The organism is Micromonospora arida, assembly GCF_042873195.1.
In the GTDB taxonomy this organism is placed as follows: domain Bacteria; phylum Actinomycetota; class Actinomycetes; order Mycobacteriales; family Micromonosporaceae; genus Micromonospora; species Micromonospora arida.
The window spans coordinates 367,434-383,806 of the sequence record NZ_JBIALC010000004.1; the positions used below are offsets into that span (position 1 = coordinate 367,434).

Genomic DNA, 16,373 nt, shown 5'->3' on the forward strand with positions numbered 1-16,373 from the left:
GGGTGACTACGGGGTGTCGGCCCAGAGCCGAGGGGTCGATCGGTTGGCCGGGGGCGGCGCAACGGCGGCGACGCTCACCATCGCCGCCAGTGGGGCCGGATCGCGGCGGGCCTCCGCGGTCGGCCGGTCGTAGACCACCCGGCCGTACTCCAACACCGCCACCCGGTCCGCGAGTTCGATGGCGTGCTGGAGTTGCTGCTCCACGAGCAGCACGGTCAGGCCGTCGGCGGCGAGACCGTTGACGAGTTCGCGGACCCGCGCCGCGAGATCGGGTGAGAGTCCCTCACATGGTTCGTCGAGCAGCAGCACCCGGGGTTGGCCGAGCAGCGCACGGGCTATCGCCAGCATCTGCTGCTCGCCGCCGGAAAGTTCGCAGCCGCGGTGTCGCAGCCGTACCGCCAGCCTCGGCAGCAGTTCCAGGGTCCGGGCGACAGTCCAGCCCTCGCCGCCGGAGGTGCGGGCCCGCCACGGCGCGGCCGCCAGGTGCAGGTGCTCGGCCACTGTCAACCGGGAGAAGACCCGTCGGCCCTGCGGGACGAGACCGACGCCGGACTGGGCGATGCGATGTGGTTGCCGGCCGGCGACGTGCACGCCGCCGATCTCGATGCGACCGCTGGACGCGCGAACCAGCCCGGCGATGGTGTGTACGAGCGTGCTCTTGCCCGCCCCGTTGCGGCCCACCACGGCCTGGATGCTGCCCGGACGTACCCGAAGGCTGACCTCGTGCAGGACGATTCCCCCGCCGTAGCCGGCGCAGAGACGATCCACAGTGAGCATCAGGCCACCCCGTCGGCGTAGGCCTGCCGCACCAGCGGCGAGGTACGGATCTCGTCCGGTGTGCCGGCGGCCAACGTCTGACCGTCGCGCAGCACCGTGACCGTGTCGGAGAGGGCGTACACCAGGTCCAGTCGGTGTTCGACCAGCAACACGGCGACCGCCCGGGGTAGCGCCTGGAGCAACTCGACCAGTCGGCCGACCTCGATGGCGGACAACCCGGCCGCCGGTTCGTCGAGGAGCAGCAGGCGGGGGCGACCGGCCAGGGCCATCGCGATCTCCAACTGGCGTCGTTGCCCGTGCGCGAGGTGCCCGGCGGGCACCGCCGCGACGGCGGTGAGTCCCATCTGGTCCAGCAGTGGGCCGGCCGTGCGCTGCGCGGCGCGTCGGCGTCCGCCCGGCCACCACCGGCGGCGTGGGACGACCCGGGGCAGCGCGGCCACCACGACGTTCTCCGTCGCGGTGAGCGTCGGAAAGACCGCGGGTCGTTGGTGGATGCGGTTGATGCCCCGCCGGGCTCGGGCCGCCGGGCCGAGCCGGCCGACGTCCCGCCCGTCGAACCGCACCGTGCCGCGTTGCGGCCTGGTGGACCCGCCGAGCACGTTGAGCAGGGTGGTCTTGCCGGCCCCGTTCGGGCCGATCAACGCGTGCCGCTGGCCGTCGTGGATGCGCAGGTCCACGCCGTCGAGCGCGGCGAGCGAGCCGTACCGCACGCTGATCTCCTGGGCGTCGAGCAGGCCGGTCATCGGTGCAGCTCCGCAACGGTGGCCTGCTCGTGGAGGGCTGGCTGGTCCGGCTGTAGCGCCGGGGCGCCCGGCGGGCGCAGCCGACCCCGGGCCCGGTTGACGCCGGTGGGCAGCAGGTAGACCGTCGCCACGAACAGCGCGCCCAGCACCAGTGGCGCGTGGCCGGGCAGCACCCCGAACAGCCAGTCCCGGACGGCGATGACCAACGCCGCGCCCACCAGGGCGCCGCCCACCGAGGCGGTGCCCCCGATGACGACACCGAGCAGCAGCAGCGCGGAGGTGTCGAAGCCGAAGTCGGCAGGGGAGATGTACTGCTGGGCGACGACCAGGAGCGAGCCGGCGGCACCGGCGATCGCCCCGGCGGTGATGTGCGCGCCGGACAGGTGCAGCGCCACCCGGTGACCGCTGGCCCGCAACCGCGTCTCGTCGTCGCGGCCGGCACGCAGCACCAACCCGGCCCGGGTACGCAGCAGCACCAGCACCGCGCCGACCAGCGTGGCCACGACGACCAGGGCGTACAGGTAACGGGCCTGATCGTCGGCCAGGGCCGGGAGCCCCCAGAACGGGCGGACCGCGGGGATGCCGGCCAACCCGTCCGTGCCACCGGTCACCGACCGCCACCGCCCGAGGACGATGACGACGAGTTCGCCGATCGCCAGGGTGATCATCAGGACGATCACCCCTCGGGCGTGCACGACGAGCGGCACGGTGAGCGCGGCCAGCAGGGCCCCGGCGGCCGCTGCGACGGCGAGTTGCACGACGCCGACGTCGGAGACCCGGCTGCCGACCACGGCGCACGCGTAGGCGCCCGCCGCGTACGGTGCGGTCTGACCGAGGGTGGGCATGCCGGCGACGCCGGTGAGCAGGGCCACGCTCACCCCGACCAGGGCCAGCGCCAGCGTCCGGGAGAGGATCGCCGTGGTGTAGTCGTCGACCACCCAGGGCGCCACGACCAGGCCGACCAGGACGAGCGCCGCGATGCCGCCCCGAACTCGCCGGATCACCTCTCCTCTCATGCCGCCCTCCACCTGCCGGCCAGGCCACGCGCCCGCACGGCCAGCACGGCCGCCATGGCGGCGAACAGCAGAAACGGCGCGGCGGACGGCAGCAACGCCACTCCCAGCGTCTGGATCTCGCCGATCGCGAGCGCGGCCAGCAGGGTGCCTGCCATCGACCCGAGACCACCGAGGACGACCACCACCAGGGAGAGCAGCAGCACCGTGTCGGCGGTGCCCGTGCCGGGGCCGATGATGGGCGCGCCCAGGACCCCGGCCGCGCCGGCCAGCGCACCGGCGGCGGCGAGCACACCGGCCCGGATCCGCGCCGGACTCACGCCCAGACAGGCGACCATCTCCGGGTCGTCGACGGCTGCCCGGACCAGCATCCCGGCCCTGGTGCGTCGCACCACCAGGTAGAGGGCGGCGGCGAGCACGGCCGCGACGACAATGAACACCAACCGGTACGCGGCGTAGCGGTGACCGGCGACCAGCACCGACCCTTCCAGGGCTGCGGGCACCTGGACCTGCGGGTTGTCGGGTCCAAAGCCGGCGACGAGCAGGCTGCCGCCGGCCAGCGCCACCCCGAACGTCAGCAGCGCCTGACTCAGGTGATTGCCGGTGGCGACCGGTGTGAGCAGGCCGGCCAGGAGCACCCCCGCCGCGGCGGCGGCCAGCACACCGACGGCGAGGGCCAACGCCAGGCTCGCCCAGCCTCCGTCGAGCAGCGCCGCGGCGGTGTACCCGCCGATGGCGTAGAGCAGGCCGTGCGCCAGGTTGAGGATGTTGGCGACGCCGAAGCAGAAGACCAGGCCGGACGCGGCGACGAACACGAGCAGCCCGTAGGCGACTCCGTCCAACGCCGGGATCAGGTACGGGTCGATCCGGTTCGTGCCGGCCGCCACCGCTATCACCGGCCGACGGTCGCGAGGTCGCCCACGACGGTGTTGGACAGCGCCCGGCCGTCCTGGCGGACCTGCCGCAGGTACCACTTCTGCACGGGGGAGTGCGTGGTGGTGGAGAACTGCCAGGTGCCGCGCGGGCTGGCGATCTGGCCGAGTTGGCCGATGGCCGTGTTGATGGCCTCGGGGGTCGGGTCGTTTCCGGCGGCGCCGATCGCCCGGTCCAGCACCGCCGCCGCGTCGTACGAGGCCAGCGCGTAGGTGGTCGGCGAACCGTCGTGCTTCGCCTTCCACGCGGCCACGAAGGCGCGGTTCTCCGCGTTGTCGAGGTCGGGCGAGTAGTTGAGCACCGAGTAGATGTCTCGGGCGGCCTCGCCCTGCGCGTTGAGCACCCCGCCCTCGGTGAGGAACCCGGCCGCGTACAGGGGGATGTCCTTGATTTCGGACTGCGCGTACTGCTTCACGAAGTCCACGGCGGCGCTGCCGGCGTAGAAGGTGTAGACGGCTGCCGCGCCGGAGGCCTTGATGCGGGCGAAGTACGGGAGGAAGTTGGTGGTGGCCGGGAACGGCGTGAAGGTCGTCTTGCCGTCGGCGTTCGCGAGCTTCCCGCCGATCTTGCCGAACGCGTCGGTGAAGCCGCGCAGCTCGTCCCAACCGCCCTGGTAGTCCGGGCCGATCGCGTACACGGAGCCCTTCACGTTGTCGCGGACGTGCTGGGCGATCGCCGCCCCTGGCTCGTCGGAGAGGTACGAGGTGTGCCAGACCCGGGAGACGTCCTTGAGTTCCGGCCGGCCGTTGGAGCCGACCAGTGGCACCTTGGTCTCGTTGAGCAGGGGGGTGACACCGGCGACCGAGCCGCCACCGACGATGCCGGTGAGCGCGGACACCCGGTCCTGCTTGAGCAGCTTGGTCGCCGCCGGGACAGCGGTCTGGGCGCCGTTGCCCTCGTCCGCGACGACGAGGTCGACCTGCCGGCCGCCCAACTTGCCGTCGTGGGTGTCCAGGTAGAGCTGGAAGCCGTCGCGGATCTCCGTACCGACGGCCTGGTACGTCCCGGACAGCGACGCGAGCAGGCCGATCTTTATCGAGCCGCCGGCGCTCGTGCCCGCAGCGTCGTCGCCGCAGGCCGTGCTGGTGGTCAGCACGGCGGCAAGCAGCGCGGCGGTGAGGGCACGGCTGCGCCAAGGCGTGGTGAGAGGCATGTCTGACTCCAGAGGAAGGGGAAGGGGTCTCCGGCGTGGGGGCGCCGGGATGGTCAGCGGCTGCGGGCGAGCGCCGCTCGGGCAGCGGGGGTCAGCGCGTCCCCGATGCGGTTGGCCAGCTCGGTCATCTCGTAGGAGACCTTGCCCACGTCACACTCGGGCGCGGCGAGCACCAGCAGCGAGGCGCCGTCGTTGAAGGCCATGGAGAACATGAACCCGCCCTCGAGCTGGGTGACGTTGGAGATCACCGTGCCGGCGTCGAAGAAGGCCGCCGCCCCCCGCAGCAGGCTGACCAGCCCGCTACCCGTGGCGGCCAACTGGTCGGCCCGGTCCGGTGGCAGGTCGCGGGTGGCGGCCACCATCAGGCCGTCGCTGGAAATGGCGATCGCGTGGCTGACCTCGGTCGCGCGCGCCGCGAAGTTGTCCAGCAGCCAGCCGAGATCCTGTTGGTCGGTCACGTGCTCTCCTGTCGCGTCACTTGTTGCCGAGGTTGATCGGGGTGCGCCGTCGGTTCGCCACGCCCCGCGCGTACGCGGCCATCGCCGTCGCCACCTGCGCCGGGTCGCGGTACTCGGACCGTTGCTGCTGCTGGGGCACTGTCACACCGCCGGGCACGAGGTGCCGTTGCGGCTGTCGTTTGGGCAGGCCGGAGTTGGTGGTCGTGGCGACCTCGGGGGTGTGCGCCTGGGCGGCCGTACGCCAGGCGTCGTCGGCGGGGCTGGACCACTGCTGGCCGTTCTGGCCGTTCTGGCCGTCGACGACGTCGTTCTGGAACCAGTGGTTGACCTGTTCGAAGATGAGCAGCTCCTCGGTGGGCGCGTCACCCCGGTCCGGGGGTGGGGGAGCCGGTCGGAAGACCGGCGCGGCCGGCAGGGTCCGTTCGGCCGGCGGGCGTCCGGCGGTGGGTTCGGGGCGCGGCTGGTACGGCGGCGGAGGGTTGGGCGTCCGCGCTGCCCGCCGCGACAGCCGGCCGGGTGCGAGCAGGTACTCCTCCGGTGGCAGCGACCGGATGATCGCCGCGGGCAGTGTCGCCTCGGCGAGGATGCCGCGTCGGGGGCCGCGTCGCAGTTGGACGGTGGCGCCCAACCGGGCCGCGAGCTGGCCCACGACGACCAGCCCCATCGCCCGTACGGCGGCCACGTCGATGGCCGGTGGGCGGGCCAGCAGCTCGTTGAGTTGCTGCATCCGCTGCGCGGACAGCCCCACACCTTCGTCGCTGATCTGGACGATGACGCGGTCTCCCAGGCTCCGGCCGCTCACCCAGGTCTCGCTGCCCGGCGGCGAGTACGTCGTGGCGTTGTCCATGAGTTCGGCGAGCATGTGCACGACCTCGTCGACGGTCTTGGCGGCCACCGCGACGTCTCCGTCGATCATGCCGAGCCGGACCCGCGCGTAGTGCTCGATCTGGGACAGCGCTGCCTGGAGCACCTGTTGCAGCGGAACGTCGCGCTGGCGTACGCGACCCACGCCGACGCCGCCGAGCACCAGCAGGCTGGCGTTGATCCGGCCCATCCGGGTCGCCAGGTTGTCCAGTGTGTACAGCTGGTCGAGCCGGTCGGGGTCGGTCTCGTCCCGCTCGACCAGGTCGACCTGGGCCAGGACGGCGTCGACCAGTCGCTGTTCGCGGCGGCTCAGGTGGATGAAGATGTCGGCGGTGTTGGCGCGCATGACGGCCTGTTCGGCGGCGGTCCGTACGGCGGCCTGGTGCACGGCGCTGAACGCCTGACCCAGTTCGCCGATCTCGTCGTCGCTGGACGGTTCGAGGGCGGCACTGGACTGCTGGTGGGCCAGCTTCTGCGGGTCGACGGTGGCGCTGCCGGGCTGTTGGAGCTGTGCCACCACGGCGGGGAGCTGTTCGAAGGCGACGGCGTTGGCGGCGTCCCGTAGCCGGCGCAGCCGCCGGGTGATCTGCCGTGCGACGGCCCAGGTCACCAACGCGGTCAGGATCAGGGCCAGGAGGACGCTGGCCGCCTCGGCCACGGCCCGGCGGCGCTGGTCGGCGTGCGCGGCCCGAACGTCGTCGCGGACCGCGCCGTCGACCCGGGCGCGCAGGTCGGCCAGCCGGGCGGCGCGCGTCTGGGTGGTGGACACCCAGGCGTCGGTCTCCAGTTTCAGTTGCGACCCCGGCTGGGCCCGGGACACCTCGTCCTGCATCCGTTGCAGGGCGAGCGCCTCCTTGCCGGTCCCGGCCTGCTCCCACCAGATGCTCCAGTCGGGTGGGGCCAGGGCCAGGAACGACAGGCTCGACTCGGTGTAGCTGGTGCGGGCGGCGGTGATGTCCTGCTGCATGGCCGGGGTCAGTTCGCCGCCGGCGACGGCGCGCAGCACGGCCACCTGCTGTTGACCGATGGCCTCGGCCGTCTTCGACAGCGCCGCCGAGGCCCGGATCCCGTCGGCGAGTGGGGCGTCCACCACGCCGTGTGAGACGTTCTCCCGGAAGTTGATGAGGTCGGCGATCGCGATGCGGTAGCTGAAGGTCATCGCGGACACCGACGCGTGCGTGGCGGTGCGCACCTGGGTGCGCAGCGGGGCGAGGCCGTCCAGAGCCGCGTCGATGCGCCGCAGCAGAGCCGAGCTGGTGCCGTTGTCGGTGGACAGCCGGTCACGCTGCCCGCGGTAGCGGGCGACGGCTTCATCGGTGGCGGCGATCTCCACGCCGAAGGCGTCCTGCTGCTCCGGGCGGGCATAGGTGAGCAGGTCGGCGGCGGCGATCCGTTCGCGTTGCAGCCGGTACGCCAGGTCGCCGGCCTCGGCACCGACCTGCGCCAGGATCCGCAGGTCGCTGGCCCGCGCTGTCTGGCGTGCGCTCTCGGTCAGTGCGAGACCGGCGAAGCCGATCACGGCGACGAGCGGGGCCGCGACGATGAGCCGCATCCGGCCGGCAATCTTCCAACCGCGTCGACGGGTCGGGTAGGGTCTGGCCGCGTGGGACCGGGTGCTCGACGCCAAGATTGACTCCCACGACTCGTCGATGACGGTCTATACGCACGTTGCCGAATGCAAGTCCCATTCGGCCGGACGCCGCGCTCGTAGACCAGACCTGGCCGTGGTACAAACTGCCCGTACCAGCATCTGTACCCAACGTCAGCGACCGGTGACGCCCCGGGGTCGGGCCGGATTCGTCGGGTCAGCGCTGGTTGTCGAGGGGTTCGGCCGACGGGTGCCGGCGCTCCGGCTCATCCGCTTCGGGTTGACCGTTGAGCACCTGGCCGATCAGCTCACGTAGCTCGTCGATCGCGTCCGCCACGGCGCCCGGGTCGCGCGCGTCACGCCGTCCACGCTGACGCGGCACCTGCCGATCCAGTCGAGCCGGTTCCGGTGCGCGGGGGCCTCGACGACCGTCGGCCGCCAACTGCTCGGCCGCGACCTGCGGCCACAGTGCGGCCAGCCGGCCGTCGGTGCCGAGCACGTCGTCGCAGCGCAGCGCGAACTCGTGACTGCCGAACCGGCGACCCGACTCGACCGCCGCGACCGTCTCCCGGCTGAACCGCACCAGGTCCGCCAGGGCTCGTTGGGTCAGGCCCCGTTGGACGCGGCAGTCGCGCAACTCCCGTCGGAACCGCTGACTGGCCGCGGAGTGAGCCGAGCTCGACGGGGACGTGTGCTCCATGCGCTCACCTTCGTGGAACGGACATTCAGCGACGGACGCCAGATCGAGATTGGCCGATGAGCTGAACATTTACAGAGGGCAATTCTTAACCCAGGACGCGATGGGTGTGAAGACGTTCACCGGTATGGATCGTCGGGAAAGGCGGGAAAGGTGCGCGCCGGACCCGGTGCCGGCGCTGAGGCGCGCCGGGTGGAACGGGTCGACGTCGGCCTCACTCCACCCTCGACCCGTCCGCAGGTCAGCACCGCTGGTGTCCGTACGCGCTCAGGCGGCGCGCACTTCGGCCGTCGCGCCATCCCGTACCGCCGGCACGTCCGCGGGTGCCGGAACGTCGATTATCGCGAGCAGTGTGCGGTGCGCACGAAATGCGACATTGGGTTTGTACGAGCGATGTTGCTCCGGTGACAGCCTCAGCCCGGGAATAGCTTCGGCGAGTCGGCTCAGGGCGATTCCGGCCTCAAGCCGCGCCAATCCCGCGCCGATGCAGAAATGTGGACCGTGGCCGAACGACAGGTGATTGCCCACATCGGCCCGGTGTGGGTCGAACCGGTCCGGGTCATGGAACGCCGCCGGGTCCCGGTTCGCGGCTCCGATCAACAGCAGGCAACGCGCCCCGGCGGGGATCGTCACCGCCCCCACTGTGACATCTCGGGTGGTCACTCGCAGCCAGCCGTCGATGGCGGGCGCGAACCGCAGCGTCTCGCCCACGAAGGCGGGGACCAGCCCCGGGTCCGCGGTGATCGCCGACCAGCGCTGGGGAGCGGACAGGGCCTGGTCGAGGGTGTGCGCGAGCAACCCGGCGGTGGTCTCGTGGCCCGCGACCAGGAGGTTGAAGGCAAGGCTCGCCACCTCGGGCACCGTCAGCACGCTGTCGTCGTCGTCCCGGTAGTCCAGGGCGCGGCTGATGAAGTCCTCGCCCCGGTGTCCACTGTCCAGTCGCTGGCGGACCAGGTCTTCGCAGTAGTGCCAGAACTCCAGCAGGCCCTGGGCCAGGCGTACCTGCTCGGCCGGGTCCGGCTGCCCCCAGATGAGGGCGATCTGGCCGTCCGCCCAACTCCGGATGCGCCCGATGTCGGCGTCGGGCACCCCGAGGATGTCCAGGACCACCAGCAGGGGAAGTTCGGTCGCGAACTCCGGGATCAGGTCGACCTGATCACCCTGGCGGGCGGCGAGACGGGACACCAGCTGGTCGACGCGGCGTCGGACGATCTCCCCGTACTCGGCCTCGACCCGCTCGGCGGTGTTCGCGAAGGTCGCCCGTAGGGCCCGGCGGGTGCGCGGGTGCGCCGGTGGGTCCGCGGCGGCCGTCGTGGGTGGCGCATCGAGCTGCATGATCACGTTCAGTGCCGGTGGACACACCTCGTAGACCGGGGCGAGGGTGAGGGCGTTGGCGAATGTCGTGGCGTCGGCGAGCGCCCGCCGGACGTGTGCGTGCCGGCTGATCAACCACAGGCCCAGATCCTCGGCGTAGTGCACTCCGTCGGGATCGTCGAGAATGCGCCGCCACATGCTTGCTGGATCGGTGAGATAGAGCCCGGCGAACGGATCCAACCGCATGGAAAGCCTCCTGATGCACGCGGCGCGAAATCGGCAGCGCCCCCATTTCGCGATCCACTTAAGCCGGGCCGATAATGGCGTGCATCTGCCTCTGGCTCTTTACGGTGCGCTGGCCGGCCGCGCAAGTCAAGATTGTCGCTCGTCTATTTATTGACCGGCATGATTGCGTGCTGCAACAGCGGAGCGAACCTGGCCAGATGCAAGTTGCGGCGCGGTCCTTGCCCTGAAGTCGACCCGGCCGGACGGTGCAATCAACTCGCCGCTTTCGCTCATGACCGGGGAAACGACCCCCGAGACGACGAGTGACGCCGAAGTCCGGTCACCGACCGCGATGGAAGGCGCCGGCGCTGACGGAAGGGGCCGAGCCCCGGGCCGGGCGGAGCCGGCCCGCGACACATTTGACGCGTCGCGGGGGTCCCGGCCCACGCCGGAACCCCCGCGCTTCTTTCTGTCGGAACGGCCCGGTCAGCGCGCAGCGGTCAGGGCGCCCATGGGGCGGCGATGTTCCAGGTGCTGTCGGCGGTCCACGACGTCGGCGTGTTGTACGCGTCGCCGCCGGCGCCGTTGCTGAGCCAGACCTCCGCGTTGTAGTGCCGCAGGTACCTACCTCGGAAGTTGTACGACTCCAGCGACACGCCGGTGCCGGTCAGCCCGGTTCGGGCGCACCAGGTGGCGTCGGCGCGCAGCAGCGCTGAGCCGTCGTCCGGCGAGTTGCGGACCCGGGAGTTCTGGTGGCGCAGGTACTGCCCGGGAAAGTTGACCGACTCGAACGAGTAGCAACCGGCACCGGCCAGGCCGGGCCGGATGGTGTACGTGGCGTCGGCCTTGAGCAGGCTGGAACTCGCGGCGTCGACCACCTCCGTGTAGGCCAGGCTGTCCTGGTGGCGTAGGTAGCGGTTGGTGAAGCCGGGCGTGGTCACCTGCAACGACCGACGGGTGTTGACGGGCAGGGCGACGGGCGCCGAACTGCCGATGGCCTTCGAGGCGTTGATCAGGGCGGTGTTGGCGGCGCGTACCCGCGCCTGGTCCATCTTGATCACCTGTCGGTCGTAGGTGAGGAACCCGTTCAGCTCACCCTCCAGGTCGGTGATTTCGGTGTAGATCGAGGCGCTGAGCCCCTTGCCGAGCATCAGGTTCTGGGTGCCCTGCACCAGCCCCACGTACCGGTCGGTGAGGGCGTTCGAACTGGACTGCCACTCGTACGCGAAGAAGCTGCCGCTGGGGCTGTACTCGTGGCCCGGCGTGTGCAGGCCCAGGCCGCCGAACTCACCGAGCACCGCGATCCGGCTGCTCGACGGTACGGGCGAGTCCGGGCCGAGGTAGATGTGCCAGTCGTCGATGTCGCCGTTGCCGGGGTTGCCGAGGGACTGGCAGCAGTTGTGACCGCTGTGCGGGTTGACCAGACGTGTCGGGTCCTGGTTCTTGATGTTCTGTGCGACCCGTCGGGTGTCGGCGAGGGACCGCTCGCCCCAGCCCTCGTTGTAGGGCGTGTACGCGATCACGGCGGGTGAGCTGCGGTGCTCGTCGACGATCTCGCGTGCCTCGGCCTCGAACTGCGCCTGCTGGGCGTCGGTGGGGTTGACGTCCTGTGCCGTCAGCGACGGGATGTCCTGCCAGACCAGCAGGCCGAGCCGGTCGGCGTGGTAGAACCAGCGCTGCGGCTCGACCTTGATGTGCTTGCGCACCATGTTGAAGCCCAGGTCCTTGTGTTTCTGCAGGTCGAAGGCGAGGGCGGCGTCGGTGGGCGCGGTGTAGAGCCCGTCCGGCCAGAAGCCCTGGTCGAGGGTGCCGACCTGGAACACGAACTGGCCGTTGAGCTTGGGACGCAGCACCCCGTTGACCAGGCCGGTGGTGATCTCCCGCATGCCGAAGTAGTGCGTGGTCCGGTCCACTGTGGCGCCGGTGGGGCCGCGCAGGGTCACCCGGAGGTTGTAGAGGAACGGGTCGTCGGGTGACCAGCGGCGGGCGTTGGGCACCGGCACGCTGAAGTCGGTGAAGCCGCCGGTTGCCGAGCCGACCACGGTGGCGCCGTTCAGCGCCTCGGCGAGCACGCTGTGGCCGCTCACGTCGCCCCGGGTGAAGACCCGGACCCGCAGGGTGTTGTTGCTCAGGTTCGGGTAGACGTCCACGCTGCTGATCGAGGCGGCGGGCACCGGCTCCATCCACACCGTCTGCCAGATCCCGGAGCTGGGGGTGTAGAAGATCCCGCCAGGTGTCTTGGTCTGCTTGCCGATGGCGGGCAGGCTGCCGTTCTGCCGGGTGTCGGTGGGATCCCAGACCTTGACGACGATCTCGTTCGTCCCGGTGGTGAGCTGGGGCGTCACGTCGAACGTGAAGGCGTCGTAGCCGCCGGTGTGCGCGCCGACCCGGACACCGTTGACCCAGACGGTGCTCTGCCAGTCGACGGCGCCGAAGTGCAGCAGGGTGCGCCGACCCGACCAGTTCGCCGGGATGGTGACCGTGCGTCGGTAGAACAGGTAGTTGCGGTTGTCGTTGGCGGCCCGCTGAATGCCGGACAGTGCGCTCTCCACCGGGAAGGGCACGTTGACCCGCTCGGGCAGGTTGGTGCCGAACTGCGGGGCGTCGTCGGTCGTCGACTGGCGTAGCTGCCACTCGCCGTTGAGGTTGAGCCAGTCCGGCCGCGTCATCTGGGGTCGCGGATACTCGGGCAGTGGTGTGCCGGCCAGCGCCTGGCTGGTCCAGGGGGTGCTCAGTGGCGGCGTCTTGGCCGGTGCGGCGTACGCCGACGAGGCGGGCGCGACGAGAACGCCGGCGACCAGGGCGATGGCGAGCAGCAGTGGCAGGGCGGGGCGGATGGGGACGTGACGTGTCATGCCGTCTCCGGGGGAGGAGTCGCCGCGGGCGGTGCAGCCAGGCCCGAAGCGCGTGGGTGGTGGGCATCGGGTGGTCATTGACGGGGGACGGGCGTCAGCGACGGATGTCGGTGGGATCTCCACGCGCCAACGGTGACCGGCATATTGACATCCATCATCACCTGTATAACGTTATAGAGCCGCGCCGACCCTCCCGTCAATGCTTGTTCATCAATGCCTGGTCGGCCCGCCGGTCGAATTCGCGAGAGGTTGGGGATGGGCGTCAACCTGAAGGACATCGCCCAGCGCGCCGGTGTCTCCCTGGCCACGGTCTCGAACGTGGTCAACGGGTACCGGCCGGTGGGGGAGCGGACCCGACAACGGGTGCAGCAGGCGATCGACGAACTCGGTTACAGCCCCAACCTCGGCGCCCGGCATCTCCGTCGGGGCCGCACCGGCCTGATCGCCCTGGCCGTCCCGGAACTGACCAACCCGTACTTCGCCGAACTCGCCGAGATCGCCATCGCCGAGGCCGCCGCACTCGGCTACACGCTCGTCATGGAGAACACCGCCGCGGACCGGGAGGCGGAGTTGGCGCTCCTCGACGGCTCGCGACAGCGCATCATCGACGGCCTGATCCTCAGCCCGGTGCGCATCGGCCGGGAGGAGGTGCTGGCCCGGACGGCCGGCAGCCCACTCGTGCTGATCGGCGAGGGCGTCTACGACGTGCCACACGACCACATCGCCATCGACAACGTCGCCGCCAGCCACGCGGCGATCCGGCATCTCGTGGCGATCGGCCGCCGCCGGATAGCGTTCATCGGCGCCACCCCGGGCGGTGACCGACAGTCGGCCCACCTGCGGGTCCGGGGTTACCGGGAGGCCCTGGCAGCCGCCGGCCTGCCGTACCGACCACGGTTGGTCGCCGGCACCGACGCGTTCGGTCGGCTCGACGGCATGCGCGCCATGCGTGACCTGCTCGCCCTCGGTGACCCGCCGGACGCCGTGTTCGGTTACAACGACCTGGTCGCCATCGGCGCGCTGCGGGCGCTGGCCGAGGCCGATCACCGGGTGCCCGAGGACGTCGCGGTGGTTGGGATCGACGACATCGAGGAGGGGCGGTTCACCGCCCCGACCCTCACCACGATCGCCCCGGACAAGAGGGAGATCGGCCGTCTCGCGGTGCGCCGCCTCATCGCCCGCATCGAGGGCGCGGAGGTCGCGGGGCCGCTGACCGTGCAGACACCGTTCCGGCTCCTTCGCCGGGAGAGCACCGGCACGCCGGACGCCTGACCACCGGTCGCCCACGAGCCCGGCGAGATCCATACCGCCGGTGGTACGACCCAGAGAGGATGACCCGCTAGATCCATAATCCTCAATATGATGACCGCTATCTCGACTGCGGTGCGCTCACGAGGCGTGCCATCCTGATGCGGAGGAATGCATGGTTCGCTGGCGTACCCTCACTGGCCTGCTGGCCACCGCGTTGGCCGCGGTGACCGCGGCCAGCCTCACCCTCACCGCGCCGGCCGCTGCGGCCGACAGCCCCGTGACGCCGAACGTCGTCGGCGGCACCCGCGCCGCTCAGGGCGAGTTCCCGTTCATGGTGCGTCTCTCGATGGGCTGCGGCGGGGCGCTGTACAGCCCCCGGCTGGTGCTCACCGCGGCGCACTGCGTGGGCGCGACCGGCACCAACACCAGCATCACCGCGACTCTCGGGACCGTCGACCTCCAGTCGTCCAGCCGGATCACCGTCCGGTCCAACTACGTCTACCGTGCCCCCGGCTACAACGGCTCCGGCCGCGACTGGGCGCTGATCCGGCTGGCCAGCCCCGTCACCGGGCTGAGCACGCTGCCGATCGCCAGCACCACCGCGTACGACAGCGGCACCTTCACCGTGGCCGGTTGGGGCGCCGCACGCGAGGGCGGGGGCCAGCAGCGGTACCTGCTCAAGGCGACCGTGCCGTTCGTCAGCGACTCCACCTGCAACGCCAACTACGGCGGGGACCTCATTCCCGCCCAGGAGATCTGCGCTGGCTACGCCAGCGGCGGCACGGACACCTGCCAGGGTGACTCGGGCGGCCCGATGTTCCGCCGCGACGCCAGCAACGCCTGGATCCAGGTCGGCATCGTCAGCTGGGGCTACGGCTGCGCCCGGCCCAACTACCCGGGTGTCTACACCCAGGTGAGCTACTTCGCCTCGTCGATCGCCTCCGCCGCGGCGAGCCTCGGCGGCTGACCGTACGACGGGACGGCCAGCCAGCGCGCCGGCCGTCCCGCCACCGCTCGGGCGGCCCGGACGACACGGTCCGGGTCGCCCGTTCGTGCCGTCCCGCCGGGAGGGCGGCGAGTGGGCCACCCGACAGATTCGGCGGGCCCTCCGTGCGCCGCCGGCCGCAGCGGCGATGATGGGCCGGTGAAGATCCTGTCCATCCAGTCGTCGGTCGCCTACGGTCACGTCGGCAACTCGGCGGCGGCCTTTCCGCTGCAACGCCTCGGGCACGAGGTCTGGCCGGTCCTGACTGTGCACTTCTCCAACCACACCGGGTATGGCGCGTGGCGGGGCCCGATGCTCCCGGCGGCGGACGTGGCGGAGGTGATCGCGGGCATCGAGGACCGCGGTGTCCTCGGCAGCGCTGACGCGGTGCTCTCCGGCTACCAGGGCGACCCGGCCATGGGCGCGGTGATCCTGGACGCGGTGGCGACGGTGAAGGCGGCCAACCCGGCCGCGGTGTACTGCTGCGACCCGGTGATGGGCGACGCCGGTCGGGGCATGTTCGTCCGGCCGGGGATTCCGGAGTACCTACGGGACACCGTCGTGCCCCGTGCGGACATCATCACGCCGAACCACTTCGAGCTGGACTTCCTCGCCGGTCGCACCACGAACTCGCTGGCCGAGGTGCTGGACGCGGTCGACGTGGTGCGCGCGACCGGGCCACGGCACGTGCTGGTGACCAGCGTGCTCCACGGCGACCTGCCGCCGGACTCGCTGGAGGTGGTGGCGGTGTCCGACGAGGGCGCCTGGGCGGTGACCACGCCGCTGCTGCCGATCAACCCGAACGGTGGGGGCGACGTCACCGCGGCGCTGTACCTCGCCCACCTGTGGACGACCGGCTCACCCGCGACCGCGCTGGAACACACCATCGCCTCCGTCTACGCCGTGCTCGAGGCCACACTCGCGGCGGGCACCCGGGAGATCCAGCTGATCGCGGCGCAGGACGTCATCGCCGACCCGCCGGCCCGGTTCACCGCCCGCCGGCTGCGCTGACGGCGGGTCGCGGGCCCCGGACCGGCTGCACTGACGACGGTCGCGGACTCCGGACCGGCTGCACTGACGACGGTCGCGGACTCCGGACCGGCTGGGTTCGACGACGGTCGCTGACCGCGGACGGGCTGCGTTTGACGACGGGCGCTGACCGCGGACCGGTGGTGGTCAGCGACCCTCGGGAACGGCCATCTCGCCGAGCAGCGACCAGTCCTCCTGCGGCACCGTGGCGTTCACGATCCGCGGAGTCTCGGCCAGGTGCGGCGGCAGGGTCTCCTGGGCCGCGCGGAAATGCGCGGACTGGACGTGGGCCGCGCCGGCCTGGTCGTCGCGGAACGCCTCGACCAGCACGTACTCGGTGGGATCGTCCACGCTACGGGACCAGTCGAACCACAGGCAGCCCGGCTCCGCCCGGGTCGCCTCGGTGAACTCGGCGGCGATCTGTGGCCACCGGTCGGCGTGCTCGGCCAGGACCCGGAACTTGGCGGTAATGAAGATCATGGCCCCAG

Annotated in this window: 14 protein-coding genes; 3 read left to right on the forward strand and 11 right to left on the reverse strand. The window is 71.4% G+C overall.

Features of this window, described 5'->3' with window-relative positions; all coding sequences use genetic code 11:
• Positions 1-6 precede the first annotated feature (6 nt).
• From ACFYP0_RS15845 to ACFYP0_RS15890, 10 genes are all read right to left on the reverse strand, one after another.
• Positions 7-777 (reverse strand): ABC transporter ATP-binding protein, encoded by a 771-nt coding sequence (locus ACFYP0_RS15845; protein ID WP_355493396.1) that lies wholly within the window; start codon positions 775-777, stop codon positions 7-9.
• Complete coding sequence (locus ACFYP0_RS15850; protein WP_386996451.1) at positions 777-1,520, reverse strand: ABC transporter ATP-binding protein; 744 nt, start codon at positions 1,518-1,520, stop codon at positions 777-779. Before ACFYP0_RS15850 ends, ACFYP0_RS15845 begins: the two co-directional genes overlap by 1 nt.
• Positions 1,517-2,536 (reverse strand): branched-chain amino acid ABC transporter permease, encoded by a 1,020-nt coding sequence (locus ACFYP0_RS15855; protein ID WP_386996454.1) that lies wholly within the window; start codon positions 2,534-2,536, stop codon positions 1,517-1,519. Before ACFYP0_RS15855 ends, ACFYP0_RS15850 begins: the two co-directional genes overlap by 4 nt.
• Positions 2,533-3,429: a branched-chain amino acid ABC transporter permease gene (locus tag ACFYP0_RS15860; RefSeq protein ID WP_124854457.1), complete on the reverse strand. Its 897-nt coding sequence runs from the start codon at positions 3,427-3,429 to the stop codon at positions 2,533-2,535. Before ACFYP0_RS15860 ends, ACFYP0_RS15855 begins: the two co-directional genes overlap by 4 nt.
• The gene (locus tag ACFYP0_RS15865; RefSeq protein ID WP_124854458.1) at positions 3,426-4,619 is read right to left on the reverse strand and encodes an ABC transporter substrate-binding protein; all 1,194 of its coding nucleotides are present in this window, start codon (positions 4,617-4,619) and stop codon (positions 3,426-3,428) included. The genes ACFYP0_RS15860 and ACFYP0_RS15865 overlap by 4 nt, the downstream gene beginning before the upstream one ends.
• 53 nt (positions 4,620-4,672) lie before the next feature.
• Positions 4,673-5,077, reverse strand: coding sequence for a roadblock/LC7 domain-containing protein (locus ACFYP0_RS15870; protein ID WP_124854459.1), 405 nt, complete (start codon positions 5,075-5,077; stop codon positions 4,673-4,675).
• A gap of 16 nt (positions 5,078-5,093) precedes the next feature.
• Positions 5,094-7,493, reverse strand: a complete 2,400-nt coding sequence (locus tag ACFYP0_RS15875; RefSeq protein WP_386996458.1) for a sensor histidine kinase — start codon at positions 7,491-7,493, stop codon at positions 5,094-5,096.
• A gap of 253 nt (positions 7,494-7,746) precedes the next feature.
• On the reverse strand, positions 7,747-8,229 hold the full coding sequence (locus ACFYP0_RS15880) for a helix-turn-helix transcriptional regulator (RefSeq protein WP_356980807.1): 483 nt from the start codon (positions 8,227-8,229) through the stop codon (positions 7,747-7,749).
• Between the two features lie 264 nt (positions 8,230-8,493).
• Complete coding sequence (locus ACFYP0_RS15885) at positions 8,494-9,786, reverse strand: cytochrome P450 (protein ID WP_386996460.1); 1,293 nt, start codon at positions 9,784-9,786, stop codon at positions 8,494-8,496.
• Between the two features lie 479 nt (positions 9,787-10,265).
• A complete protein-coding gene (locus ACFYP0_RS15890) occupies positions 10,266-12,620 on the reverse strand; it encodes an AbfB domain-containing protein (RefSeq protein WP_386996462.1) in 2,355 nt (784 codons plus the stop codon).
• A 255-nt stretch (positions 12,621-12,875) separates the two neighbouring features.
• Between ACFYP0_RS15890 and ACFYP0_RS15895 the strand changes: the two genes are divergently transcribed.
• From ACFYP0_RS15895 to pdxY, 3 genes are all read left to right on the forward strand, one after another.
• Positions 12,876-13,892 (forward strand): LacI family DNA-binding transcriptional regulator, encoded by a 1,017-nt coding sequence (locus tag ACFYP0_RS15895; RefSeq protein ID WP_356980801.1) that lies wholly within the window; start codon positions 12,876-12,878, stop codon positions 13,890-13,892.
• Positions 13,893-14,043: 151 nt separating this feature from the next.
• On the forward strand, positions 14,044-14,838 hold the full coding sequence (locus ACFYP0_RS15900) for a S1 family peptidase (RefSeq protein ID WP_124853385.1): 795 nt from the start codon (positions 14,044-14,046) through the stop codon (positions 14,836-14,838).
• Between the two features lie 177 nt (positions 14,839-15,015).
• Positions 15,016-15,867 (forward strand): pyridoxal kinase PdxY, encoded by an 852-nt coding sequence (gene pdxY / locus ACFYP0_RS15905; RefSeq protein WP_386996464.1) that lies wholly within the window; start codon positions 15,016-15,018, stop codon positions 15,865-15,867.
• Positions 15,868-16,032: 165 nt separating this feature from the next.
• Here pdxY and ACFYP0_RS15910 read toward each other — a convergent pair whose 3' ends face one another.
• Positions 16,033-16,365, reverse strand: coding sequence for a putative quinol monooxygenase (locus tag ACFYP0_RS15910; RefSeq protein WP_124853383.1), 333 nt, complete (start codon positions 16,363-16,365; stop codon positions 16,033-16,035).
• Between the last annotated feature and the right edge of the window lie 8 nt (positions 16,366-16,373).